The organism is Noviherbaspirillum massiliense JC206 (assembly GCF_000312045.1).
Classification (GTDB): Bacteria; Pseudomonadota; Gammaproteobacteria; order Burkholderiales; family Burkholderiaceae_D; genus Noviherbaspirillum; species Noviherbaspirillum massiliense.
Genome location: NZ_HE978635.1, coordinates 1003507 through 1030477 on the forward strand (window position 1 = coordinate 1003507; position 26971 = coordinate 1030477).

At 64.3% G+C, this 26971-nt stretch carries 10 protein-coding genes and 1 pseudogene; 4 read left to right on the plus strand and 7 right to left on the minus strand.

The features are described 5' to 3' along the window. Positions 1–18 precede the first annotated feature (18 nt). The 4 genes from HGHM_RS20215 to HGHM_RS20230 all read right to left on the minus strand — a co-directional run bounded on the left by HGHM_RS20215 (position 19) and on the right by HGHM_RS20230 (position 18111). Positions 19–4152 (minus strand): OmpA family protein, encoded by a 4134-nt coding sequence (locus HGHM_RS20215; RefSeq protein WP_019143403.1) that lies wholly within the window; start codon positions 4150–4152, stop codon positions 19–21. After that, complete coding sequence (locus HGHM_RS20220; RefSeq protein ID WP_019143404.1) at positions 4149–11972, minus strand: DUF7933 domain-containing protein; 7824 nt, start codon at positions 11970–11972, stop codon at positions 4149–4151. Before HGHM_RS20220 ends, HGHM_RS20215 begins: the two co-directional genes overlap by 4 nt. Before the next feature lie 273 nt (positions 11973–12245). Then, a complete protein-coding gene (locus HGHM_RS20225; protein ID WP_019143405.1) occupies positions 12246–13862 on the minus strand; it encodes a GGDEF domain-containing response regulator in 1617 nt (538 codons plus the stop codon). A 112-nt stretch (positions 13863–13974) separates the two neighbouring features. Then, positions 13975–18111, minus strand: a complete 4137-nt coding sequence (locus HGHM_RS20230) for a CheR family methyltransferase (RefSeq protein ID WP_051155374.1) — start codon at positions 18109–18111, stop codon at positions 13975–13977. A 419-nt stretch (positions 18112–18530) separates the two neighbouring features. On the opposite strand from HGHM_RS20230, the gene HGHM_RS20235 reads away from it, so the two are divergent. From HGHM_RS20235 to HGHM_RS20250, 4 genes are all read left to right on the plus strand, one after another. Next, positions 18531–19376, plus strand: a complete 846-nt coding sequence (locus HGHM_RS20235; RefSeq protein WP_019143407.1) for a Crp/Fnr family transcriptional regulator — start codon at positions 18531–18533, stop codon at positions 19374–19376. Positions 19377–19664: 288 nt separating this feature from the next. Continuing rightward, positions 19665–20741: a glycosyltransferase family 4 protein gene (locus HGHM_RS20240; protein WP_019143408.1), complete on the plus strand. Its 1077-nt coding sequence runs from the start codon at positions 19665–19667 to the stop codon at positions 20739–20741. 13 nt (positions 20742–20754) lie between these two features. Then, positions 20755–22926, plus strand: coding sequence for an amylo-alpha-1,6-glucosidase (locus HGHM_RS20245; RefSeq protein ID WP_019143409.1), 2172 nt, complete (start codon positions 20755–20757; stop codon positions 22924–22926). Positions 22927–23015: 89 nt separating this feature from the next. Further along, positions 23016–23663, plus strand: coding sequence for a DsbA family oxidoreductase (locus tag HGHM_RS20250; RefSeq protein ID WP_019143410.1), 648 nt, complete (start codon positions 23016–23018; stop codon positions 23661–23663). Positions 23664–23670: 7 nt separating this feature from the next. Here HGHM_RS20250 and HGHM_RS20255 read toward each other — a convergent pair whose 3' ends face one another. The 3 genes and pseudogenes from HGHM_RS20255 to HGHM_RS22090 all read right to left on the minus strand — a co-directional run. Continuing rightward, complete coding sequence (locus HGHM_RS20255) at positions 23671–24903, minus strand: metal-dependent hydrolase (RefSeq protein WP_019143411.1); 1233 nt, start codon at positions 24901–24903, stop codon at positions 23671–23673. A 76-nt stretch (positions 24904–24979) separates the two neighbouring features. Beyond that, entirely contained in the window at positions 24980–26683 is a 1704-nt protein-coding gene (locus HGHM_RS20260; protein ID WP_019143412.1) for a methyl-accepting chemotaxis protein, read from the minus strand. A 55-nt stretch (positions 26684–26738) separates the two neighbouring features. After that, positions 26739–26971: pseudogene (locus HGHM_RS22090) on the minus strand (methyl-accepting chemotaxis protein); the annotation flags it as partial.

Genomic DNA, 26971 nt, shown 5'->3' on the forward strand with positions numbered 1-26971 from the left:
TCGCGTTCAGCACAGCCGTCAGTAAGTCCCCAGCACGTTGACGAACCAGCCGCGGCTGCGGTACGACAGGTCGGTCAGGTCGTCGGAGTAATTGGTGAAATTGTACCCGGCTCCCAGCTTGACTCCGTTCGCCACATGCCGGTAGATGCCAGCCAGTGCACCGGCCCGCGCATCCTGCGCTTCCGTGGCGCGCAGCTTGCGCAGCTCGACGAGTGCGTCCCATTCCTTGACCCAGTGCCAGTCCGCGCGCAGGATCCACAGGTCGGCGCGGCTGGAGAACCACTCGCCGTCGACCATGGTGGCTTTCAGTTCGCCGATGCGCACCGCATACTTTCCGCCGACCGACAGCCAGGGTGTGAGGTCATAGATGGTGTCGACCGCGAAGACCTGGCTTCTTTGCGCATAGTCAGCCAGTGTGCCGGAAGCCCCGAGCTGGCCGGTAGTCGGCACATTGTGCAGGTTGGTGTACTTGAACAGCGTATTCCAGCGGTCGTTGTCGACCGGCCGGTACGCTGCGCCGAGCACGTATTCATGGTACTCGCCGTCGACGAAAGCGCCGTCGCTGTTGCTCGAGCGCGAAACATTCAGCTTGCCCAGGAGGCGCAGGGAAGGATCCACCTGCAAGCCGGCGGCATTGCGCAGCAGCCAGGTAGTGCGTTCCCCGGAGACATTGCCGACATCGCGCCGCCATTCGAGATTGCCGCCGTAGCGGATGCCGCCCTGCTTGTATCCGATCGAAGTGCCAAGCGCGCGGCGCTTCAGGTCACCGGCGAGAGGATCAGAAACCGTGCCGAACTCGGCCTTGGCGCCGTAATTCCAGCGGTCGTTGGGTGCCCAGTCGGTACCGAAAGCCTGGCTCAGGCTTTGCGGTCCGTCGCCTGCGGTGGCGCGCGCTTCGCCGAATATGCGCACCTGGTCCGACACCCGCGTGCTCGCGCCCGACACCCAGGTGCCCTGCCGTCCGCGCCAGGCGACGTCCGGGCTCTCGGATTCCAGCACATAGTTCAGGTAGGCATTGCTGCGGTCGGATACGCGATAGTCGGCGCCGAGCTTCCCGCCGGGACCGAGGCTGCCGCCGGAAGCCTCGGCATTGAGCCTGACGCGCTCGCTGGCCTGCCAGCCTCCACCCAGCCCGGCCCGGTTGTTGAGCTCGCGCGTGTCGTCGTGCGCCAGCGTGCCCTGCACGAAGCTGTAGGCTTCCCAATCCTTTTTCGCGCCGGGCTTGCCGCCGTCGTCGGGCTTGTAATCCAGCCTGATCTGCGAATCGGTGCGCGCACCAATCTGCGACAGCGTCGGGCTGGCATTGGCAATGACATTGCTGCGCTCGTCGCGCCGCACGCCCACCGATGCCTGCCATTCACGCGTGAGATCCTGGCGCAGCGCAACTTCCGCCGCCTGGCTGTCTTGGGTTTCGCCATTGCGCCTGTCGGCCTTGCCTGACAGGACCGTACCCTGGCGCACTTCGACATCCGCCTTCACCCCTTGCTGGTTGACGGCTTCGCCGTTGAAGCCGATCTGGCCCGGCCCGGAATAGCCGCGCTCCCGATCCTGCGCATAGCCGGCCAGCTTGCCATTCATGCCATCGCTAATTTCAGCCAGGTCGACCGCGGCTTCGACGCGGCGTGCGTTCGCGTCCTGGCCGCCGGCGGTGAGCCCGTTGAAATTGAAGCCGCCATCCTGCGAGGTGAGCGTGCCGGTACCGGGCCCCGCGGAATGCGCCGCCTCGAATTTCACCCAGGTTCCCGGCTTGTAGCGCAGCGTGCCATCCACGCCCTTGAGCGTCTGGCTGCTGCCCTGCTCGCCCTGGTGGTAGCCGCTGACGCCGATCTGGACGTGGTCGTTCAGCCACTGGCTGGCGCGAACGCCGCTCGAGAGATTGTCGACCGCGCTCAGGCCCGGTACATATTCATAAGTCGTGACCAGGTAGACCGGGTTGCCGTTGACCGGCGAGGTCATCACCAGGCCGCTGCCGGCGCCGGTGGAGGCCAGGGCGCCGCGCAGCAGGACGCGGCCCTGCAGGTAATTGATGTCGTAATCCTGCGCCGGCATCAGTTCCTTGCGCTCGACCACCAGGCCGGAATCCTTGTCGCGCACTTCGATCCACACCCGCTCGGATCCCTGGGTGATGTCCAGGTGCCGCAGGTAGTAGAGCGAGCCGCCGGTGCCGCGGAATTCATCCCGCGCCGACAACGTGCCGGGATCGGCTGCGAAGGCGTCGACCTGGGTGCGCTTTTCACCGTATGTGGTCGCCTCGTCGGAGCGGTGCCGCATCTGCGCGCCGTACAGCCCGCGCGAATACTGCAGCAGTTCCGTGCCGCTCCAGCTGGTCTGGAAATTACCCCACATGACGTGGGAATCGCCCTTCTGCAGCCGCACGTAGAACTTGCCCTGGGTCGGTGCATCGTCCACCGTGGTGCTGTCGTCGCCATACACCGGGTAGTAGAGGTCGGGGTCGATGTTGCGCAGCAGATAGCGCGGGTCCTTGCTGGAAAAATTCGAGAACAGGTCCTTGACCGGGCCGTCACGCGTGTCGGCGGCGGCGGTCAGCAGCCATTCCCCCTTGACCTTGCCCTTGAGGTAAAAGGCGGCACGGCCGTCGACATACACTTTGTCTTCGTAATGCTGGGCGTCGCCGGTGACGAGGCGCGCCGGTCCGGCGACGTCATTGCGCCCCAGTGTCAGGTCGCCGACGGCGACGTAGAACCAGTCGTCGGCAGCGATGCTCAGGTTGCGCCGGAACGTGGTCGTGCGCCCGTCCTTGTCTTTGACGCTGACTTCGACGGTGTGCGTCCCGGCCGACATGATCTGCTTGATGGCGAACTTGCCCTGCGCGTCGACCGGCAATTGCAGCCCCAGCGCTTCCACCGTCTGGCCCGCCTGGAGATGGCTGCCGTTGACCGTGACCGTGCCGCCGGCAACGGGAATGTTGCGCAGGGCCAGGCTGTTTTCGCCGTAACCGGTCAGGCGTTCGCGCTCGATCCGGTCGCGGTCCGACGCGGACCGTACATGTTCCAGGAGATTCAGGCGCTTCAGGCTGGTCTCGTCGAAGCGGCCTTGCGCGTCATATACGCGCAGCAGGTAATACACCTCGCTGTCCGCATCATTCAAGGGTGCCGTCCAGGCAAGCGGCGCGGCCCAGGAAAGCGGCTCGATGGCCAGCGGCGTTTCCTGCGGCTTCTGCCCGGGCCGGAACAGGCGCAGCTCGGCCTTCGTGATAAACGGAATGTAGTTCGACCAGGCACGGAATTCCACCGGCTCGCCTTTTACCGCAGCGTCCGGCGTGGCCCAGACATTCATCGCCGGGGTCATCGACAGGCTGTCATAACGCACCTGGATATCCGCTCTTTCGAGCGCCACATCGGCGCAGCGCTGGCGGTCCGCTTCATTCACGCGTTCCCCGGCATCAAGCGGCTCGCCGTCGACGGTGATCCGGAACGGTACGGCAATGCCACCATAGGGACTGCAGCTCTCAGCCACCGAGGGAGCAGGAACCGGTGCTTCCGGTACCTGCTGGTTCGACGCCTCGGCCTCGAACCAGATGCGCACATCCACGCGCCGGTTGCGCGCCATGTTCGCAGCAGTGTCGTTCGGCGCCACGGGCTCTCTTTCCCCGCGGCCCTCAATCGCGATCGCCTCGGCAGAAAGATCGAGCGCCTGCTTCAGGTAGCCGGCCACCGCGAGCGCACGCATGGCCGACAGTCCGTCGTTATCGCGGAAAATCCGTTTCGATGCCGCCGACAGCCGCTGGTTGTCGGTATGACCGATGACGGCCAGGCGCAGGCGTGACGACGCGTTCAGCGACTTGATGTCGGCAACCAGTGCGTCGAGCACTTCCTTCGAGGCGGGAGTCAGTTCCGCGCGCCCGGAAACGAACAGGTTCCGGCCGCCGCGGTCCGCGAGGGATCGCGACAAGCCGGCGTCGCCGGCCGGAAGCTGCGCCATGGCGGCAGCCATCCAGGCCGCTTCCTCGCGGCTCACTCCGGATGGCAGGGGAAAGCCTTCCGCCGGCTCCGCTTCTGCCGAAGCCGGAATCGGCTTGCGGTCGGCGCGGGCATGGTCGATGCGCTGGCCGTCATCTGCGCCAGCCGGGCCGGCCAGGCCATTGAGCAGCAGGCTGACTGCGATGGCGATACTGTGTGGGCGGAGTTTCATTTCACTTCCTCCATCTCGCTCTCGATTACAAGGGGATGGATGGAGTCCGCTTCCTTGTCTTTCTGTTGGTTCTTGCCGCGCGCCTGCCATAGCGACTGGATGCGCTGCGTCACCGCCTCCAGCCTTCGCTTCGCGGAGGCCTCGGGTTCACCGCTGCGCCGGTAGGCGATGCGCAGCACCGAGGGGCGCGCCTTCAGCTGTGCGATCAGCTGGTCGAGCCGCGCTGCATAAGGCGGCTGCAGTTCGGTGCCGTCGTCGACGAAGGCGGCCGAGCCGAGTTCGAGCCGGACCACGCGGTGCACGGTCGCACCGAAATTGATTTTGGCCATCTTGCCGGTGGTGACGCGCACGGCGCGCGGGTTTTCGGTGGTGATGCGGTAACCGGACGGCAGGCTGCGATCGTCGAGCTTCATGACGAAATTCGAGCCGCGATCGGCTTGCGGAATCGCGGCACAGGCCACGTGGAAGCGGCCTTCTGCATCCGTCGTCACGAGCAGTCCGCGCGCGGTCACGACGCGCACGTTGGCGATGCCCGGCTCGCCCTTGTCCTGGTAGCCGTTCGCGTTCCTGTCATCGAATACCTTGCCGATGATGTCCGAGCAATCGAAGGTGGGATCGGGCACCACGCGCACCGAGGCGGAAGCGATGTTCGAAACCGGGCTGTCGACGATGCTGTTGATCGACCACGCCTGATTCACGTATTCGCCCTCGCCCACGCCGGAGCCCACCAGCAGGATCAGCTTCAGCGTCTTGCGTTCACCGGCTGCGAAGCTCTGGTTCGGCCAGGACAGGGTGCGTCCGGAAACCGCCGGCTCCACATGGCTGCCGTTGAGCGTCGCCGAACCGCTGCGGTAACGGAATCCGGCCGGGATGACATCCTGCAGACTGATGTTGGTGAGGCCGGCCGCCAAGGTGTTGGTTGCCGTCACCGTGTAGGGCACGAGGTCGCCGCGCGCCACATTGACCAGCGGCGTGTTCTTGGTCATGAAGATCGCCCCGCCCAGAATCGGATCGACCGGGATGTGGTTGTTGACCAGATTGGACGCGCCGGACAGGCTGGCGAAGCTGAGCCGGGTGTAGTACTGCGTGGTGCCCGCGCCGCCCGCCAGTGCGCCCGACGCAGTCGGGCAAGCGGCCGGATCGTGCGCCGGCATGCCGTTCGGCGGCGGCAGGTTGCTGTTCTGGACCAGTGCCGCATCCGGCGGCGCGCTGCCGACCGCAAGCGTCACTGCGCAGGGCGGGATCAGCGCCGACTGCGTCGGCAGGTAGCCGGCGGGCGGCGTGGCCGCCAGCGTGTATACGGTACTGCCAGCCGGCGCGCCGGCCAGGAGCAGGAACTGGTAACTGCCGTCGGCGCCGGTGGTTTGCGTCAGGCTGTTGCCCACCACATGCGAGGGCAGCAGGCCCGGCGCGCTCAGGGTGACGGTGGCACCGCTGACTGGCTTGCGGGTGACCGCATCGTAGACCACGCCGCTCGGGTCCAGCGGCAGGCTTTGCTGCGCGATGTTCGCGCCCGCCAGCAGGACAAGGTTTTGCAGCGTGCCGTCGGCATTGTCCGCGCCGCCCGGATTGGCGGTGCTGACGACGCCGTTGGCGAAGGCGGTCGCGCTTTCGTTCGGCACCGGCCGTCCGTACACGATGCCGTTGTCCGGATTGCGGAAGCGGATCTGGTAGCCCGATCCCGGCGCAATGCCGCCGAAGGCGTAGCCGCCATTCGTACCGGTACGCGCGCTATCGACCACGACGCCGTTCAGCAGCAGCTCCGCCATCCAGCCGGCCACGCCCTTCTCGCCCGCATCCAGCGCGCGGTTGTGGTTGGCATCGCCCCAGACCGTTCCCTGCACCGTGGCGGCATCGGAAATGACGGTCGGATCGCTGGCGCTGTTGTTGCCGTCGAAACCGACGGGTTCACCGCCACCCGCAACGGTGGCGGTATTGGTCAGGATCTGGCCAGCCAGTCCGCTCGCCACGGCCACCCGCAGCACCAGCGGTGCAGCGGAAGTGCCGGCGGCGATGACGGCGTTGCTGGTGCAGCTGACCGTCGGTGCGGCGCTGGAGCAGGTCCAGGCACCAGCCGGCAATTCCACCGGGCTCATGCCAGCCGGCAGCGTGTCGACCACGGTCACCGGCGCAGTCGTTGCCGCGGCGCCGATGTTCGATACCGTGATCGTGTAGTACCCGGTCTTCGCCCCGGCCCCGAAGCTGACCGGGGAATGAGTTTTCGCGATCGCCAGGTCAGGCGCCGGTCCCGGTGCTTCCGCGAAGTTGTTGTTGGCCGAGACGGTATTCGCGCCGGTCAGGCTAATGGAAGCGATCCGGCTCGGCGTAATGCCCGTCGCGGTGGCCGTGCCGCCGGTGCTGCCGGCGGTGGTGATGCCGTTGACGGTGCCTGTGGGCTGGGAAGGCTGGGTCGCCGTGTAGCTGCCTTCCGGCAGGTTGGCGAAGGTGTAGGTGCCGTCAGCCGCAGTAGCGGCAGAAGCCGTCACCGGATTTCCGTTGATGTCGGTGCCCGCAAGCTCGACCGTCTGCCCGCCGATGCCGTGGTCGCCGCCATTCGTCAGGCCGTCATTGTTGTAGTCGAGGAAGATCCGGCCCGAGAGCGTGCGCCCGTTCGGCAGTTCCGCGAAGTTGTTGCCGGTGGCGACCGTGTTGGGCGGCAGCGCCAGGTTCGCGATCACGCTGGGCAGTGCCGTCGGCGCGCTTGCCGTTCCGGCTGTGCCGCCGTTGAGAACGACGCCCGCTACCGTCAGGCCGTTCGAGCTGCCGGCGGGCTGCGCCGGTTGCCGGACCGAGTAAGTGCCGGGCTGCAGCCCGGTGAAGCGATATTGGCCGGCGGCGTCGGTGGCGGTACTGGCCATGACGCTGCCCGTATTGTTCAGCAGCTCGATGGCAACGCCCGCGATGCCGGTATCGGCGCCGTTCTGCACGCCATTGTTGTTCTGGTCGAAAAAGACCGTGCCATTGATTTCCGAAAGCACGACTTCGGCGAAGTTGTTGTTGTCCGAGCCGCTGATCGCCCCCGCGCTGCCATCGCCATTGAGGACGATGCCCGTGATCTGGCTGGTGCTCGCAGTCGGATTGGCAGGCGTGCCGCGCGTGCCGGTGCTGCCACCGCTGGAGACGATGCCGCCGGCGCTGGCAATGCCATTGACGGTGCCGGTGGGCTGCACCGGTTCGCACACGGAATAGGTGCCGGCCGTGAGTCCCGCGAACAGGTAGTTGCCGAGCGCGTCGGTCGTAGTGGAAGCGATCAGCGCGCCGCCGCAGGTGCTGCCGCCGTGCAGTTCGATCGATGCACCGGCGATCGGCGCATCGACACCGCTGTCATAGCTGCCGTTCGGTACGAGACTGTTGTCCTTGAAGACCTTGCCCGCCACATAGCCCATGGTGCTGATCGCCAGCGCGGCATTGGCCGGCTGCTGGTTGTTGCCGAGGCTGGTCTGGAGGGCGCCGGCCGGGATGGTGTTGATGTGTTCGCCCGAAGTGGCGCCGGTGACGTTGACGCTGATCGAGCAGCCACCGGCAGGAATGGTCGCGCCGCTGGCATACGTGACCGTGCCGCTGCCGGCAGCCGCCGTGACTGTTCCCGGGCAGGTCTTGGCAATGTTGGGCACGGGAGCGACCACCAGGTTGCCCGGCGCCATCGGCAGCGTATCGGTCAGGGCTGACGACAGGGTAATGGCTGAGCTGTTGTCGTTGCCGAGGAAGATAGTCAGGGTGGACGTGCCGTTCGGGTAAATCACCGCCGGCGCGAACTGCTTGCGTACCGTTGGCGGAGTCGACACCACTAGTTGGGCGGTGGTCGCTTCCGCATTGACCACGCCTTCACTGGTCGTCACACCGCCTGAGGCGATGCCGCTGGTGTAGGTTCCCGAGATATTGCTGAGCACGTCAACCGTCACGGTGCAATAGCCGGAGGCCGGGATAGTGCCGCCGGCAAGGCGCAGACTGATAGCGGACGGCGTGGTGACCACGGTGCCTCCGGTGCAAGTGGTCGCGGCGTTCGGCACGGCCGCCACTACCAGCCCGGCGGGCAGCGCATCGGTGAAGGCTGCGCCGGTCAGCGGCGCGGCATTCGGATTGTCGAGGCGGATAGTGAGCGTCACTGCGGTGCCCGGCGTGCTGACCGCCGACCCGGTAGTAAACCCGTAGGGATTGCCGGTGTCCAGGGTCTTCAACGCGATTGCCTTGTGCACGATCAGCGAAGCCTTGGCGCGCAGAGTGTCGCTGGTCGGCTGGGAATTGGTCGCGGGCGAACCGCCGGCGGAAGCGGTCACGCCGCCTGCCGGAATGGTATTCACATAATCGCCCTGGGCCGCCGGCAGCACATCGATCTCGGCATAGCAGGATGCCGAGACGCCGCCGGAAGCAGCCGCGATGCTGCCGCCCGTCACCTGGACCTGGCCGGAGGTGGGCGCGGACACGGCGGCACCGGCGCAGGTGCTGACGGGATTGGCACCGCTGGGCACCGTCACGCCGGCGGGGAGCGTATCGGTCACCGCCAGGTTCGCCATCGGCATGTTGGTCGGATTGAGGAAAGTGATGCGCAGGCGGGAACGCTCGCCCGGCGCAACCACGTTCGGCGTGAATTGCTTGACCACGCCGATGTTGCTCTGGGTCGCGAGGCTGGTGGTAGCCTGGCCGTTGTTGCTCAGGCCCTGGTCGGTCACAATGGCGCCGGCCGGGATGTAATTGGTAATGCCGCCCACCGCGCTGGAAGTGACATTGACGTTCACCGTGCAGGAGGCATCGGCCGCGAGGGCCACGCCCGACACGGCGACCGAACTGCCTCCCGCAACGGCGGATACCACGCCGCCCGGGCAGTTGGTCGATACGCCGGGCGTGGGCGCGACGATCATGCCGTTCGGGGCGGATGCGGCCGTGCCGTTGGCGGTGAAGTAGTCGGTCAGGCGCAGGTTGGTCACAGCCTGGCTGCCGTTGGTGATCGTGACGGACAGCTGGCTGACCTGGCCCGGGAAAGTCAGGGTGCTCGGATTGGTTGACGTAGCGACGCTCAGGCTGGTCGGCGCGCTGTAGTTGAGGGTCCCGCTCACCGCCAGCACGTTGCGTACCCCGCCGTCGGCGGTGATGTTCCCGGCTGGAATGGTGTTGACCCAATTAGCGCTGCCGGTCACGACCACATCGAACAGGAATTCGCAGCCGCCGCCGCCGGCTATCGCCGCGCTGCTCATGCTCGCGCTGCCGGCGCCGGACACGGCCGTGGTGGACGACGCGCCGGCGCATGTGGTGTAGGCATTGGCGGGGGATGCCAGCACCATGCCTGCGGGCAGCGGGTCGGTGACGCTGACGTTGGTCAGCGCCACGGCGCCCGTGTTGTTGAGCCGAACGCGCACCGTGGAGCGCCCGCCGGATGACACGCTTGCCGGGCTGAAGGTCTTGGCGGCCGAGAGCGCGGAATTGTAGATCAGGGTCGCGGTGTTGGTCGACACCGGCCCAACGCTGTGGGTAGTGCCGTTGGAATAGGTTTCGGTCGCGGCGGCAGTAGCCGTATTCGGATAGCTGCCGGCCGGCCCGATGACATCCACCTTGATGAAGCAGGTACCCGCGGTACCCGTGCCATTGCTTGCGCGCGCCGGCACCGTGCCGCCGTTCATGGTAAGCGACGATGAACCCGGCGCCGCCGTGATGGTCGGGCTGCCGCAGGTCGTTGCGGCATTCGCCGGGCTCGCAATGCGCAGCTGTCCGCCGCTCGCAGCCATCGGCAGATTGTCGGAAATGCTGACATCCGTTAGCGGATTGGCCGACTGGTTGGTCAGCGTGATGGTCATAGTCGAGATCGTGCCTTCCGACAGCGGGCCGACCGGGTTGAAATTCTTGCTCGCGGAAAGCACCGTAGTGGTGACCGTGCCTGAAGTGGGTTCGATCCTGTTGGTGCTCGTGTTGACCGAATCGCCTCCATTGCAGGTCGCGCCGCTCCCGTAACACACGTCGCCCGCCTTGATGCTGTTACCGGTCGAGGAACCGTTCGCGGCAGTGGGCGATGTCATGGCCCAGAACGTGATGCTGCAGCTGCCCGCAGTGTTGGCGTTGCTGCGAGCCGGCAGCGTAGCAATCGTGAAGACCGGCGAAGCGTCGCCCGTAGCTCCCGTCACGGCCAGGCCTGAGCAGCCGGTACCGCTCAGGGCAGGCGTGTAGTTGTTGCCGTTGATCGTCCCGGTCAGGAAAGTCAGTCCGTTGAGCAGGTTGTCCCTGATTGCGACGTTGTTGATCGCTGCGGGCGAATAGTTTTGTACCGTGACCGTATATTTCACGGGATTGCCCGGCGCAGCCGTAGCCGGGGTGGCAGCTTTCGTCACGCGCAGGTCGTCCGCCACCAGCAGCGATGCCGAGATCGACTGGCTGACCACTCCGGGCGTAGCCACGCCAACCGCGCCCTGCGCAAGGGTATTGGTATAGGAAATCGGCGTGCCGGCAGTCTGAACGGTGCCAGTGAAAGTTACGGTCACCGTGCAGGAACCATTGGCGGGAATCGTTCCACCGGTCAGATTGATGCCGGTGGCCCCGGCTGTCGGTGCAGTTATGCCGCCGGCGCAGGTGGTGGCCCCCCCGGTGACTTTCAAGCCATAGGCAGCATTTCCTATCCCATCGATTGGATCATCGGCGAGGCTGGTAATCGTCAGCGGATTGCTGCCATCGTTGTACAGCGTGATCGTCAGGCTGTCCGTCTGGCCGCTGGCAAGTGAAGCATGCGCAAACGCTTTCGCCACCCGCAGGGGCGATTTCACCGTGACGCTCGCAGTCGCATTGGCTGCGGCGGGAATGCCGAGATCGTTGCTGAAATCGCTAGTGGCGCTGATGGTATTGGTCTGGGCTGGCGGCGAATAAACCGAGTTGGTATGGGCTGCTTCCACGCTGACGGTGAAGCTGCAGCTGCCATTGGCCGCGCCCGACTTTGCAGGCACGGTGCCGGTGCCCGTGATCGAAGTGGCTCCTGCGACGGGATTGAACGCGGGCGCCGCGCCGCCGTTGTTGCAGCTCGCGCTTGCCCCCGGAACGGCCGCCACCTTGATGATGGCGGCCCCACCCAACTGGGGGAAGGCGTCGACGATGCTGAAATTCGGAATCGGCACCGGATTGGAATTGCTGACTGTAACCGTCAGGGTGGTGGTGGCGCCGCCAAGTATCAGGGTCGACGAACCAAAACTCTTGGCCAGCGTGGGTTTGGCAAGTGCATTGACATTGACGCTCTGGTTGACCGCGCCGGAATTGGCCACGACCGCACCATCATTACCCGTCACCGCGCCGCTGGCGATCAAGTAGGTGTAGGTCGCAACACCGCCGCTCGACGTGCCTGCCGTCACCGGAATGATGATGTTGCAACTGCCGTCGGTATTGTTTGCCCGCGCCGGGATGACGCCGCCTGTCAATGCCACTGTCTGGGTACCGGCGACGGCCGTCAGCGTCCCGGTGCCGGCCGAAGTGCTCGGTCCGCTCGGGTCGGTGCAGGTATAGGTTGGCGTGCCGGCGACCTTCAGTCCATTGGGCAGTGTGCCCGGGAGGCTGTTGCTGAAAGCGACGTTATTGACGGCCGAAGCGGGATTGCTGTTGGACAGGGTGATCCTGAGTTCGGTGACTTCGCCGGGATAAATATTGGTCGGCTTGCCGGCGTTGAGCGTTACGGACGCGCTCAATGCCGCCACTGCCTGCGTCGCAGGCGCAAGCAGCAGTACGGCCAGTCCCGCCCTGGCCAGCGTTTGCAGGAGGGAGGGTGCCGTGTTTCGGGCTTCCTTGCGGCTGGGTTGAACGGAATGCGAATGGACGGCCGAAGCCGGGCAGGCTTGCGCAATGGGGGCGGGCATGATGGGAACGGGAGCGATGATGGGGTGTTGCGGGCTGGGGTGTTTCCAAAAGGAAACGAATCATGTCAAGCTTGAAAGGCTATTTCTTTGATGCAAATCAAATCGCGCAAAGTCTAAGGGGGCGCTCCTGGACTTGAAGCAGAAAAGAGACACGGGGAATTGGCTCAATTGCAGGCTTTACCGGCGCGAAAATATGGCCTTGCCGCACTTGGGCAGTCGCCGCAAAGCTGCGGCGCAGGAGCGAATGGAAAGAGCAGGAAGTGGAAGCGGAGGTCAGCCTGCCCGCGCCGACTTTTCCACCCGGTTGCGCCCCAGCCGCTTGGCGTCCAGCAGGGCTTCGTCGGCGGCTTCGGTGAGGCCGGCGGCGGTATCGATCACGGGATAGGAAGCGACGCCCGCGCTGAAGCTGGCGTACAGTGCGCCGCCGGCATGGCTGTGCGGCAGCGCTGAAAAATCTTCGCGGATGCGGTCGATCACCACCTTGGCCTGGTCGGCGCCGACGTCGGGCAGCGCGACCATGAATTCCTCGCCGCCGTAGCGGCCGATCAGGTCGGTCGCGCGCAGCCGGCCCTTGAGCAGCCAGGCCAGGCCCCGGATCACCTGGTCACCCACCGGATGGCCGTAGGTATCGTTGATCGATTTGAAATGGTCGATGTCGATCATCGCCACCGTCAGCATGCCCTGCCCTGCACGCTGGCTGACCATGGCATTCAGGCGCGACTTGGCCGCGGTATGGTTGAGCAGATTGGTCAGGCCGTCGAGCCGCGAGGAGCGCTGGGTTTCGCGGAAGCGCTCGATCCGGGTCTTGACCACGGCGGCCAGCAGCACCGGGTTGAACGGCTTGCTCAGGAACTGGTCGCCGCCCAGGCGCAGCGCTTCGACCTGCATCGCCACCTCGGCTTCGCCCGACAGGTAGACGACGGGCAGCGACTTGTAGGCTGCCATCTGGCGCAGCACCCGCGTCGCTTCGACGCCATTGAAGTGCGGCATGTACATGTCCATCAGCACCAGGTCGGGACGATAGGATTCCAGCACTTCGAGCAGGCGGCTCGGATCGCTGATGGTCCGGGTATCGATGCCATGCTGCTCCAGGGTGCGCTGGATCAGCGCCACCGCCACCCGCGAATCCTCGACCACCAGTACGCGGTACTGCTCCTGCTCGGTGGTCTGCACCAGGTCGAGGATGGAATTGATGACGGTGGATGGCGGTTCGTCCGCCGGGATGGTGGCGTCGATGCCGGCGCGCATCAGGGCCACGATGGGTTCGATCGCCGGCTGCACGCCGAGGTACAACAGCTGGCTGGCGGGGCAACTGGCGCGGATCGCGCCGATAGAGGCCATTTCTTCCGGACTGGCATGGGCACCGGAGGCGATGAACAGCGCGGCCAGCGGCTTGTCGTCGGGCAGCTGCATCGCGCCCCACTCCAGGTCGAAGACCTTGAATCCGAAGAACTTGAGCTGGCGGGCGAGCGCATCGGCCGCTTCGCGCCTGTCGGCTGCGGCAATCATCCAGACCGAACGCGGCTTGACCCAGCCGCTGTCGGACAGCGTGACCTTGGGCTCGTCGGCGCGGCGCGCGGCAGGCGCGGACTGCGAGGTCGCGACCGAGCCGAGCAGCGCATCCAGCTGGCGCTGCAGCGAGACCGCGTCGGGCTGCGCAATCGGATGGGTGGAGGGATCGCCGAGCTTGGCCAGCACCGCGTTTTCCAGGCCTTCGGAAAGACGCATCAGTCCCGGCAGGCGCAGGCGGTTGAGATGTTCGGCCAGGCTGTTGACGGCCACCGCGAATTCGATGAACTGGTCGAAACTGCCTTCGGCGAGGTAACGGTCCCAGCGTGTACGCAGGATATGCAGGCGGTCTTCGATCGAGTGGGCTGGGAGCGCGTTCATGGCTGTCCGTCGGATAGGCCTTGAGATTATCGCGGAACCCTGTCCGGGAAGCAACGACAGTTTCGCGCCAAGCGCCCGATCCGGCGCCCGATCTCGCGCCCTGCCCGTCGCTTCAGGAAGCGCCGGACGTCACCCTGAGTCTTTCCACGATTTCGAGCAGCGCATCGAGCGACACCGGCTTGCTCATGTGAGCCGAAAATCCCGCCTCCAGCGCATGCCGGGCATCCGCTTCACGTCCCAGCCCGGTGAGCGCAACCGCCGGCACAACCCGGTAAGCGGGCAGGCGGCGCACTTCCCGGATGAATTGATAGCCATCCATTCCCGGCATCGCGATATCGGACAGGATGACATCGACCGCACTGCCTGCAAGGACCCCGAGTGCCGCCTGGGCGCTGGTAGCGCAAAGCACTTCCGCGCCTTCTGCCTGCAGGAGCATTTCCAGCGCCTCCACCACCTCGGCGAGATCGTCGAGCACGAGAACCCTGGCGCCCGCGAGGCGGTTCCCCTGCAATGGCGCAGCCGATTCCGCGGCTGAGCCGGAGTGTTCCTGCAAAGGCAGCCAGATGCTGAAACGCGAGCCTTTTCCCGGCCCCTCGGAGGCGGCCTCGACGCGTCCGCCATGCAGGTCGGTCAGCTGCTTCACCAGGGCCAGGCCGATGCCCAGTCCGCCCTTGTTGCGGGTGGTGGCCGGGGCCGCCTGCCGGAAGATGTCGAACACGTGCGGCAGGAATTCGGGGGCTATCCCCTGCCCGCTGTCGGCCACGTCCAGCCGCGCCATGCCGTCTTCCCGGCTGACGCTGACGGCGATGCTGCCTCCGGCCGGCGTGAACTTCACCGCATTGCTGAGCAGGTTCCAGACGATCTGCTCGGTCCGCACATGGTCGGCCCGCACGAACACGGGAGAGTCGGCGCCGCTTACCGTGATCTGCAGCCCCGCCGCGGACGCGTCACTCCGCATGACTTCGGCAATGGACTCGATCACTGCCGACAGGTTGACCTCGCCCATGGTCAGCGCCAGCTTGCCGGTGCTGAGGCGGGAAAGGTCGAGCAGGTCGTCGATGATCTTTGCCTGGCTGAGGACCGAGCGCTGGATGATGCCCGCGGCCTTCATGCCGGCCGGCGAATTGCGCACCTCCGGCAGGCGCGCCAGCATTTCCGCATTGATGTTGATGAGGTTGAGCGGCTGCTTCAGTTCATGCGACATCACTGCCAGGAACTGGTCTTTCTGGATGCTCTCCTCCTGCGCCTCGGCTCGTTCGCGGCTGAGTTGCGCTTCGCGCTGGCTTTCGGCCTGCTTGCTGCTGGTCAGGTCGCGCGCAATCCAGGCAAAGCCGTCGAAGCCGCCGTCGCGCAACTGCGTCATGACGCCGCTGCAGAACAGCCTGCTGCCATCCTTGCGCAGCTGCCAGCGCTCGCCCGCCGCACTGCCCTGTTCGCACGCCAGCCTTCTTTCCTCGTCCGGCACGCCGGCGGCGATGTCTTCCGGAAGGAAGATCACATCGCTGCTCTTGCCGAGCATTTCTTCCTCGGTGAAGCCGAACATGCGCTGCGCGCCCTGGTTCCAGCTCGTGACCCGGCCTTGCTTGTCCGTGGTGATGATGGCGTAATCCCGGGTGCTCTCCGCCACCAGCCGCATTCGCTCCTCGCCGGCACGCACCTTTTCCTCGGCTTCGCGCCGGCGGGTGATGTCGATGAAGGTCATGACCGCGCCCTCGATGCGGTCGTCCGTGGTGCGGTAGGGAAGGATGCGCACGATGTAGTAGCGGCCATCGTTGCTGTGCACTTCGCGCTCGACCAGGCGCAGCGACGCGAAGGTGTCGGCCACATCCCCGGCCAGCCGGTCGTATTCCAGGCGGTTGCTGATGTCGAGCAGGGGCCGGCCGATGTCGGACGGAATGATGCTGAAGATGTCGGTCGCGCGCGGCGTATAGCGCTTGATGCGCATGCCGCGGTCGACGAAGACGGTCGCGATATCGGTGGAGGCGATCAGGTTGTTCAGGTCGTCGTTGATCTTGCCGGTTTCCTCGACCTTCATCTTCAGTTCGTAGTTGACAGTCACCAGCTCTTCATTGGCCGACTGCAGTTCTTCCTTGCTGGTTTCCAGCTCTTCCGTGGCGGAGCGCAATTCCTCGTTGATCGCCTGCAGCTCTTCATTGGATGCCTTCAGCTCTTCGGTCGACACTTCAGAATGCTCGACGGTTTCCTGAAGCTGTTCCTTGGTGCGCTGCAGCTCTTCCTCCAGCTGCGCCATGACGACATCCTTGCGCTCGCCGCCGGGCTGCGCAGTGTCGGTCATGGTCTCTTCGATTTCGTCGAACGACACCAGCACGAGGTCCGCATCCGCTTCGTCGTCGTGGAAGGGCCGGACCACCATGTTGACCCAGTAAGCCTTGTCGTCACGCTTGACCTGGACCCGGCGCGCCTCGACGCCCTTGCCGTGCTGGGTGGCCTGGTACAGGGCGGTCCGCAGTTCCACCCTCAGTTCGGGCAGCACCAGCGAAATCAGGTTGCTGGACGGTTCGCCGCCGATGTGGCGCAGGAATTTTCCCGCTTGCTCCGAGATGTGGACGATATTTGCGTCGCGGTTGACGATGACGCTGGGCGGCGCAAACCGCGCCACCGCCCGCTGGTGGACATCGGCAAACGAGTACTTGCGCCTGTTGGGCGGCGGCGCCTCCTGGAACAGGTGGGGACGCGCCACCGGCTGCATCGGCATGGACAGCGGATGGCGGGTCGCCTGCGTGAGCACATTGGCGCGGTAGATCCGGTTCTTCTTGTCGACCGGCGTGAAGAAGTCCGCGACGGCGTCCGCCGATTCGGAACTGCCGAGGAACAGGTAGCCGCCCGGCTTCAGGGCGAAGTGGAACATTTCCAGGATCTGGCTCTGCACCTCGCGGCTGAGGTAGATCAGGAGATTCCTGCAGGTGATCAGGTCCAGCTTGGAAAATGGCGGATCCTTCAGCAGGTTGTGCGAGGCAAACAGGACTCGGTCGCGCACGATTTTCTTGACCCGGTAGCGCTGGCCTTCCTTGCTGAAATACTGCTGCAGCCGGGAGGACGAGACGTCCGTCCCGATCGATTCCAGGTAGAGGCCGGCGCGTGCGCTCTTGATCGCCCCCTCATCGATGTCGGTTGCAAAGACCTGGATGTCGGGCGGCGAGGAAAGCGCATTCGCCTGATCGGAAAGCAGCATCGCAACCGAATAGGCTTCTTCGCCGCTCGCGCATCCGGCCACCCAGACCCGCACCTGGTCGGTGCCATGCCGGCCGTGGAACAGCGCCGGCACCACTTCCCGTTCGAGCGCGTCGAACGCATCCCGGTCACGGAAAAAGTTGGTGACGCCGATCAGCAGGTCGTCCAGCAAGGCTTTGGATTCGTTCGCGTCTTCCTTGAGGAAGTCACGATAGGCGGGCAGGTTGGGCAATCCGCGCACCTGCAGGCGGCGCTCGATGCGGCGGATCACGGTCGCCCGTTTGTAATGGCGGAAATCGTGTCCGGTATGCGCGCGCAGGATCGTGATGATGTCCTGCAGCGCCTCTTCCGCCTGCCGCGCCGGTTCGGGCGCGGCAGGCTCGATGACCGGCATGTCGCGCCTGTCCGCGGCCGGAAGTTCCAGCCGCTGCATATTGGCCCAGATGTCGAGCAGCTTTTGCGGCATCTCGACTGCCGGCATGACGAAATCGACGACCCCGGCATCGATCGCGGCGCGCGGCATGCCGTCGTATTCCGCATCGTCGGGGTTCTGCGCCAGCACGACGCCTCCCTGTTCCTTGACGCGGGCCAGGCCGACGGCTCCATCGGCGCCGCTTCCCGACAGCACGATCGCGACCGAGCGTTCCTTGTGCACTTCCGCCAGGCTCCGGAAGAACAGGTCGATCGCGACGTTCTGACTGTGCGGGCGGCTCGCGTCCTCCACCTGCAGATGGCCGTCATTCATCACCAGATTCTTGTTCGGCGGGATCACGTACACATGGTTGGGAACGATGTTGACCTGGCCCGTCACCTGCTGCACCGGCATCCGGGTCGCCGCCTGCAGCACGCTGGCGGCATTGCTTTCATGCGTCGGCGAGAGATGCAGGATGACGACAAAGGCCATGCCGTTATTCGAAGGCATTTCCCGGAAAAATTGCAGCAGCGCCTGCAGGCCGCCGGCAGATGCGCCAAGTCCGACTACAGGGAAACGCAAGCTGCTCGGCATGAGGCTCTTGTCATTGGCCGGCACCGGCGCGGAGGATATCTGCTCTTCCATGGCAATCTGCGACTTGGCAATTTTGAAATCCTGAAGCTTACCGCATTTCACTTTGGCAGCGACGGGATGCGGTCCTCATGCTGGCTGGCTGCTCGTTCGCGCCCTTTTGTAGCAATTCATGCAAATCCTGCGCCTGCCTGAAGGGTAGACGACAGTGACACCAGCATCAATCACGCACACGGGCACGGCAATCCTGTCTTGCGGAAAACATGACCGATATCAAACGAGGCTTTGCTCTGTAGGAAAACCCTGAATCACTGCTCTCTTCCCTGACCTTGCATTTCATCCAACGCCGATTTTGCCGACCAGATCAAATCGCCATAATGCAGGTCATCGATTGCCTAATTGAAAAAAAGGCATCAAGAAATTTTCTCTCCGAATATTTCCCTTCCTCTTCCAATTTATAACAAGGAAAAGCAATGTTGATGACGCACCTGCCGGACACCGGCTCCGCTTCTCATTCCGTGCCCGCCAACTCTCCTGCCGGCGCTGCATGGCAGCGCCAGGGCAAACTCTGGTCCAGCCTGAAGGAAGTATGCGAACTGCTGCGCATTCCCGCGCCTTCCTCCGCCAGTGGCACCGATGAGGAATTGCAGTTCCAGCACATGCAGTTCAAGACCGGGCAGCGCATCCATACCATCGGCCAGCCCTTCGACATGCTCTACATCGTCAATTCCGGCTTCCTGAAGACGGTGCTGATCGATGAGTTCGGCAGCGAACAGGTCCTGAGCTTCCCGATGAAAGGCGACATCTTTGGCGTCGACGGCATCCATGGCAAGCACTACACCTCGGAAGCCGTCGCACTCTCCAACTGCGACATCATCCTGGTGCCGTTCAAGGCATTTTCGGCCCTCGGCAAGACCCACGCCGAACTGGAGTCGGCAATCTACGGCGTCATGAGCCGCGAACTCGTGCGCGAGCAGGCGATGATCAGCGCACTGGCCTCCCTCAGCGCAGAAGCCCGCGTCGCACGCTTCCTGGTATTCCTGTCCCAGCGCTTCACCGAAATGGGCTATTCGGGCACGCAGTTCAACCTGCGCATGACGCGCCATGAAATCGGCAATTACCTCGGCCTGACGCTGGAAACGGTCAGCCGCACCTTTTCGGCATTGAATGCCATCGGCCTGGTTGCAGTGGACCAGCGCTCCATCGTCATTCACGACCTGCAGGCGCTCAAGACACTGCGCCGCCTGCCGCCATCCCGCTCGCGCGCCAAGCAACTGGCGGCAAAGGCGCTCGCCAAGCAGCAGCTGGCCGGCGCTTAAGACTCCTTCCCTTCCGATCCGCCGCGCCGAAAGCGCGGCGTGAAAGTACGCGGCATATCCGGGCAAAGTCTTGCCTGCCCGGGTGTTGCCGCGTTGCTCGCGTTCATGTTTTCCCCGCCGGTTTCAGTCCGGTCTTGCTGCCGTTCCCGTGCGCCCGGATTGCCCTGAAAAATCCGCCCTCCCTTATTGCTGCCGCACAGGAATTCGAGGCCACGGTGGTATGGCTTTTGCAGCCCTTACAAGCCCAATCTCCATGCGGGCTTCGCAGGGTCTAAGCTGCACAACGCCATGAAAATCGCGCAAGTCTCTCCGCTTTTCGAAAGCGTTCCTCCCAGGACTTATGGCGGTACCGAACGCGTCGTCTCCTACCTCACGGAAGAACTGGTCCGGCTGGGCCATGACGTGACCCTGTTCGCCTGCGGTGATTCGGTGACTTCCGCCCGCCTGGTGGCGCCGGTCAGCCACAGCGTGCACATGGACCCGCTGCCGCGCCCCTGGATGGCGACCCATGCGATCGAGCTGGATCTGGTGCGCGAACTTGCGCCCGGTTTCGACATCATCCACTTCCATACGGACATCCTGCATCTGCCCCTGGCCATGGCCTTGCCGGTGCCGAGTGTAACGACTACACACGGCCGTCTCGATTTTCCCGATCTCGTCCCGCTGTACGACCGTTTTTCAAACTGCGCCCTGGTATCGATTTCCGACAGCCAGCGCGCTCCTCTCGCGCATGCGAACTGGTATGCGACCGTGCATCATGGCCTGCCGCCCGACCTGTATTCCTTCCAGCCGGAACCCGGCGAGTATTTCCTGTTCATCGGCCGGCTTTCCCGCGAAAAAGGACTGGAGCGCGCCATCGATATCGCCAGGCAATGCGGCGTGCCGCTCTACATCGGCGCGAGAGTCGACGCGTACGAGATGGAGTACTTCCATCAATGCATCCAGCCGCTGCTGCGCGACCCGCTGGTCACGTATGTGGGCGAGGTGTGCGAGCGGGAAAAACGCGAGCTGCTGGAAAACGCGCGCGCCCTGCTGTTCCCGATCGACTGGCCCGAACCATTCGGACTGGTCATGATCGAAGCGTTTTCGTGCGGCACGCCGGTCGTGGCGTATGCAAACGGCTCGGTGCCGGAAATCGTGGAAGACGGCGTGACCGGCTTCGTGGTGACGAACCAGGAAGAAGCGGTGCGCGCCGCCCGCCATATCGGATCGATCGACCGCAGGCGCTGCCGCGAAGCCTTCGAGCGGCGCTTCACTGCCGCGCACATGGCGCAGAATTATCTGCACACCTATCGGCGCATCATTGCTCAACATGCCTCCCGGATGATCAAGCCTTGCTTGCCGGGCAACGCGCAAGTGCACTAGCCAGGAGAAACCCATGGTGGAAAAAGTCAAGCTGGGGGAAAAGTGGTACATCCTCGCAACCGAGTCTCCTGCGGATGAAAGCCGGCGCGTGCTCAAGCATGACAAGACCTTCGCCTTGTTCGACCGCTTCGGCGACATCGAGGCAGTCGGACTGGGCGAAGAAGGCATATATCACGGCGATACGTCCTTCCTGTCGCAGCAGGAACTGCAGATCGAAGGCGTGCGGCCGATGTTCCTGAATTCGACGGTCAAGGACGACAACGGCCTGTTCATCATCGAGCTGATGAATCCCGACCTGCATCCGGAAGGCCAGGAGCCGATCGCCAAGGGGCTGCTGCATATCTTCCGGGCCAAGCTGCTGTGGAACAATGCATGCTACGAGCATCTGCGCATCGTCAACTTCGGCCTCGACACGACAAGGACCACGCTGTCGATCGATTTCGGCGCCGATTTCAAGGATATCTTCGAGGTGCGCGGCTTCCATCGCGAGCGGCGCGGAGAATACATGCAGCCACGGATCGGCGCCGATGAGCTGGTGCTGGGCTACCGCGGACTGGATGACGTGGTGCGCAGGACCCGCATCAGCTTCGACCCGGCGCCGGACAGGCTCAGCGACAGCCGCGCCGAATTCCAGGTGGAGCTGGCACCCAAGGGCGAAGCCCACATCTACCTCACCATCGGCTGCGAACTGGGCGAAACCGCAAGCAAGGCGCCGACCGATTATTTCGGCGCCTTCACCCAGCTCAACGAATCGATCGGCAGGGAGATGAAGAGCCGCTGCAAGATCCATACGTCCGATCCCCTGTTCAACAGCTGGATCGACCGTTCCACTTCAGATCTGGTCATGCTGACCACGCCACTGAAGGAAGGGCCCTATCCGTATGCCGGCGTGCCCTGGTATTCCACCACCTTCGGCCGTGACGGCATCCTGACGGCGCGCGAGTATCTGTGGATCGATCCCGGCCTGGCGCGCGGCGTGCTGGCCTTCCTGGCAGCGAACCAGGCCACCTCCGTCGATCCCGAGCGCGACGCGGAACCGGGCAAGATCCTGCACGAAGCCCGTACCGGCGAGCTGGCGGACCTGAACGAGATCCCGTTCCGCCATTACTACGGCACGGTGGATGCCACGCCGCTCTTCATCGGCCTGGCCGGCGCCTACTATGAACGTACCGGCGACCTCGCGTTCATCCGCGGCATCTGGAGCAGCATCCGCAACGCACTGGAATGGATAGACCGGTTCGGCGACCGCGACGGCGACGGCTTTGTCGAATTCGCGCGCTATACCGAGTCCGGGCTGGCGCAGCAGGGCTGGAAGGATTCGCCTGATTCGGTATTCCATCAGGATGGCCGGCTGGCCGATGCGCCGATTGCCCTGTGCGAGGTGCAGGGTTATGTGTATGAAGCGAAGCTGCAGGCGGCGAAGCTGGGGCGCCTGCTCGGGGAACCGCCAGCCTTTGCCGACGAACTCGAGGAAGCCGCGGCACGCCTCAAGCGGCGCTTCAACGACGTCTTCTGGTGCGAGGAGATCGGCACCTACGCCATCGCGCTCGATGGCGAGAAGAAGCAGTGCAAGGTGCGTTCCTCGAATGCCGGCCATGCACTCTGGACCGGCATCGCCACGCAGGAGCGCGCCGAGCAGGTCGCGCGCCAGCTGCTGGGCGAAGACTTTTTCTGCGGCTGGGGCATACGCACCATTCCTGAAAAGGAAGTGCGCTACAACCCGATGGCTTATCACAACGGCTCGATCTGGCCACATGACAATGCCCTGATTGCCGACGGCATGGCGCGCTACGGGCTGACCGGCGAAGCGATGAAGGTGTTCGCCGGCATGCGTGACGTGAGCCTGTACATGGACCAGCACCGCATGCCGGAACTGTTTTGCGGCTTCGACAAGCGGCCGGACGAAGGGCCGACCCTGTACCCGGTCGCCTGCTCGCCGCAAGCCTGGGCCGCCGCCACGGTGTTCTATCTGCTGCAGGCCTGCCTCGGCCTGTCCTTCGATCCCGAGAAACCGCAGATCCGCTTCCGCAATCCGCAGCTGCCGCCCTTCCTCGACCGGGTCGAGATCCGGGACCTGGCCATCAACGGCGCCACCGTCGACCTGATGCTGCAGCGCTATCCCAACAATGTCGGCATCAATGTGATGCGCAAGGAAGGCCGGGCGGAAGTGGTGGCGGTGGCGTAAGCCTGCCGGAGATCGGGTAGCATGGCGGTTTGCGCAACCATGCGGGAGTCGCCTGCGCGGCTTGCCCGCAACCACTGGAAAACGAGAACATGGCCACTTCCCTCAAGATCGATTTCGTATCCGACGTCTCCTGCCCCTGGTGCATCATCGGCCTGAGCTCGCTGGAAAAGGCGCTGGCGCGCCTGGACGGCGAAGTGCAGGCCGAGTTCCATTTCCAGCCTTTCGAGCTGAATCCGCAGATGGCACCCGAGGGACAGGACATCAATGAACACCTGGCCGAGAAGTATGGCGCGACGCCGGAGCAGTCCGAGCGCAACCGCGAAATGATCCGCGCCCGCGGCGAGCAGGTGGGGTTCACGTTCAGCATGGACAAGCGCGGCCGCATCTACAACACCTTCGACGCGCACCGCCTGCTGCACTGGGCCGAGCTGGAAGGCCGCCAGCAGGAACTCAAGCATGCCTTGTTCGAAGCGTATTTCACCGATGGGAAAAACCCGGGCGACCATGAGGTGCTGGTGGAGTTGGCAACCCGGGTCGGACTCGATGCGGCGCGGGCGCGCGAGATTCTTTCCTCCGGCATGTATGCCGATGAAGTGCGCGAGCGCGAACGTTTTTATCTCGACCAGGGCATCAGCTCGGTGCCGGCGATCATCATCAACGAACGCTACCTGATCCAGGGCGGCCAGCCGGTGGAAGTGTTCGAACAGGCCCTGCGGCAGATTGCGGCGACTGATTGAGTCTCGGTCAACCGCCCGGCGTCAGCAGGTCTTTGCGCGGATAGGCCCAGCCCGGCACCATGCCCGGGCAGGCATTGCGCCTCGACTTGTCGATATCGAGCGTCGTGAAATTCTCGCGCAGGCGCGATGCATACCGCAGGTCCGAGGCTTCGGTGTCATTCACCGAAGGCATGCGCGCAAAGCGCAGCCAGGCGTCCACATGGCAGTCCTCCCTTTGCAGGGTGCGCAGGACGGCGAGCGAATCGTCCTCCCGATAGAACAGCACGATCGCGTCGTCTGCGGCGCCTGCCGGCTCGCCCTCGGCAAAGCCGGCCGGGCACTGGCTCACCGGTAGCACCGCCGGCATCAGGCTGAGCCTGCCGCGCCGCAGGCGATAAGTGCCGGCATCGTCCCTGCTTTCGACCGACACGAACATCCAGCACAGCGGATTGGCCGGAAACGCCGTCATCGCCGCATCCAGCAGGCGGCTGGACGGGTCTTCGGCCTTCAGCCTGGCTGCCACCAGGTGGGTCGCTTCGCGCGAGGCGAAGGCCTGGATGCCGACGAAGCCGATGGCGATACCAAAGGCGAGCAGCAATGCGATGCTCCGTTTCTGCGTCTTGTGCTGCAGCCCGCCGAGGGCAAGCGCCAGCAGGAGGAGCGCGCCAAGCGACGCCCAGTGCAGGAATCCTTTCAGGGTGAAGAACAGGGGCGCGCCCAGCAACAATGCAAGCAGCAGAACCCGCGCCCAGCCGGACTGCACCATCAGCACCAGCGGAATGCCGAAGGCAATCCAGAACACCGGCTCCAGGATGAACACCATGTCGCCGAACAGCCAGCGCGAATCGAAGGGATGGAATGGATGGATGCCGTAGGAATTCATCGCATCCATCAGCAGGTGCAAGCCGAAGCCGGCTGCCAGCGCCAGCGCCAGGCCCTTGCGCGCATCGACGCTGGATTTCAGCAAGCTACGCGCGCCGGGCCAGAGCAGCCACAGCATTGCCCACAGGAGCAAGGCCTGGGGCAGCGCATAGAACAGTGTGTGGGTATGCCCGCGATGATGCAGCAGGTAGCCGAGCGGCGCCGGGAGCAGCGGCGTCAGGAACAGATCGAGATCAGGGAAATTGCTGGCCGCCCAGCATGCCGTCAGCAGCAGGCGATGCCGCAGGCTGCGCGCCGCGGCATCGGATTCGTCAGGCAGGTAGCGATGAATGAGTTCGCCGGCTGCGAGGCCGACCAGGGAGTGGGTAAGATTGTCCATCGGGCAATCTTACAGGCTTTCAGGTATTCGCCGGCATGCCTGCGCCGCGCGGCATGAAAACCCGTCCCCGCTCCCGTCAGAACTCTTCCCAGTCACCCCCGGCGGAGGGCGCTGCCACCGGACGCCTGGTCACTGGCGTGACCGCCTTTCCTGCTGCGACTTTCCGCAATGGGATCGTTGCTGGTCTTGCTGCCGGCTTCGTGACTGGGACGATGCCACTCCGGGCCGGCTCGCCATCGCCTATCTTGAATACGGCCACCGATTGCGCCAGGTTCACCGACTGCTCCTGCATCGCTGCCGCCGCTGCCGCAGCTTCCTCGACCAGGGCCGCATTCTGCTGCGTCATCTGGTCCATCTGGCTGATGGCCTGGTTCACCTGTTCGATACCGGCGCTCTGCTCCTGGCTCGCGGCCAGGATCTCGCCCATGATATCCGTGACCCGCTTCACGCTGTCCACCACATCCTTCATGGTCGTGCCGGCGTCGTTGACCAGACGGCTGCCGGCTGCCACGTTTCCGACCGAATCATCGATCAGGACCTTGATTTCCTTGGCCGCTGCCGCCGAACGCTGCGCCAGGTTGCGCACTTCGGAAGCCACCACCGCAAAGCCGCGCCCCTGCTCGCCGGCACGCGCGGCTTCCACCGCGGCATTCAAGGCGAGGATATTGGTCTGGAAGGCGATGCCGTCGATCACGCCGATGATGTCGACAATCTTTTTCGAGGAATCGCTGATCGATGCCATGGTGTCGACCACTTGCGCCACCACTTGCCCGCCCTTGCCCGCCACGGCCGATGCCGACACCGCCAGCTGGTTCGCCTGGCGTGCATTGTCGGCGTTTTGCTTCACCGTCGACGTCAGCTCTTCCATGGACGACGCGGTTTCTTCCAGCGAGCTGGCTTGCTGCTCTGTGCGCGAGGACAAGTCCTGGTTGCCGGTAGCGATTTCACTGGACGCCGTGGAAATGGCGTCGACGCCGTGGCGCACCGTGCTTACCATGCGTGCCAGGCTGCCATTCATGTCTTTCAGTGCCTGCAGCAATTGGCCGGTTTCATCCGATGACTCCACTTCCACGCTGCGGGAAAGGTCGCCGTTCGCAACGCGCCGCACAGCGAGGACCGCCTTCTGGAGGGGCGCGGTGATGCCAGTGGTAAGCAGCCAGGCAAAGATGGCACCAAATGCCGTCACCAGCGCCGCCAGCGCAATCAGCAGTTTGCGGCTGGTCGTGGCTGTGGAATCGATTTCCTTGGCCATGGCGTCGAGCGACTTGCGCTGCATGTCCAGAAAATCGCGCACCTGGTCCTGGTAGGCAGCCGAGACTGGCAAGTAATTCTTTTCCAGCATGCTGTTCGCTTCTTCCGCCTGCCCATCGGCCTTCAATTTCATGACGCCATCTCGCCCCGCCGTATAGGCCTTTCGGATCTCCATGATCTTCGCAAAGAGTTCCTTTTCCTCTGGCGTCGAGAGCAGTGGTTCGATCTGCTTGATCAGATCGGAAGAACTCTTCGCGGACGCGGCCGCATCCTTGGCGAAAAATGGCGACAATGCCGGATCGCTGCTTTTTGCGACCGCCGTGGTCCGGACCACGGCAACAAAGATATTCCTGCCCCAGTCACTGATCAGCCTTTCCTTGGTGATGGGCTGCTGCATCATTTCCCGCGTTGCATCGGCAACGGCATTCAGGCGCCAGATGCTGATGCCAGTGATCAGGATACAAAACGCCAGTACGACGGCAAAACCAAATCCGAGGCGGGTGCCGATTTTCAAATTCGAGATTTTCATTGCGCTTCTTTTCAAAAACATTTTTTGTATCGGCTGCCGGGCAGCAGCCGGCGTTCTAGCTTCGAGCAAGCAGCGCCTGCTCGGGAAGAATTGCGGATGCCCGCAGGCCATGCTGGTCGTCCACGCGGAATACGGCCACCGACTCTGCCAGGTTCGCTGCCTGTTCCTGCATGGACGCTGCCGCTGCCGCCGCCTGTTCCACCAGGGCCGCATTCTGTTGCGTGACCTGGTCCATCTGGCCAATGGCCTGGTTCACTTGCTCGATGCCGGCGCTTTGCTCATGCGACG

What these genes read in the sequence shown, in the direction of transcription:
- HGHM_RS20255 (WP_019143411.1), bottom strand. Translation starts at nt 24,903, where the DNA reads ATGGACAATCTTACCCACTCCCTGGTCGGCCTCGCAGCCGGCGAACTC.
- HGHM_RS20220 (WP_019143404.1), bottom strand. Translation starts at nt 11,972, where the DNA reads ATGCCCGCCCCCATTGCGCAAGCCTGCCCGGCTTCGGCCGTCCATTCG.
- HGHM_RS20245 (WP_019143409.1), top strand. Translation starts at nt 20,755, where the DNA reads ATGGTGGAAAAAGTCAAGCTGGGGGAAAAGTGGTACATCCTCGCAACC.
- HGHM_RS20250 (WP_019143410.1), top strand. Translation starts at nt 23,016, where the DNA reads ATGGCCACTTCCCTCAAGATCGATTTCGTATCCGACGTCTCCTGCCCC.
- HGHM_RS20215 (WP_019143403.1), bottom strand. Translation starts at nt 4,152, where the DNA reads ATGAAACTCCGCCCACACAGTATCGCCATCGCAGTCAGCCTGCTGCTC.
- HGHM_RS20225 (WP_019143405.1), bottom strand. Translation starts at nt 13,862, where the DNA reads ATGAACGCGCTCCCAGCCCACTCGATCGAAGACCGCCTGCATATCCTG.
- HGHM_RS20240 (WP_019143408.1), top strand. Translation starts at nt 19,665, where the DNA reads ATGAAAATCGCGCAAGTCTCTCCGCTTTTCGAAAGCGTTCCTCCCAGG.
- HGHM_RS20260 (WP_019143412.1), bottom strand. Translation starts at nt 26,683, where the DNA reads ATGAAAATCTCGAATTTGAAAATCGGCACCCGCCTCGGATTTGGTTTT.
- HGHM_RS20235 (WP_019143407.1), top strand. Translation starts at nt 18,531, where the DNA reads ATGTTGATGACGCACCTGCCGGACACCGGCTCCGCTTCTCATTCCGTG.
- HGHM_RS20230 (WP_051155374.1), bottom strand. Translation starts at nt 18,111, where the DNA reads ATGGAAGAGCAGATATCCTCCGCGCCGGTGCCGGCCAATGACAAGAGC.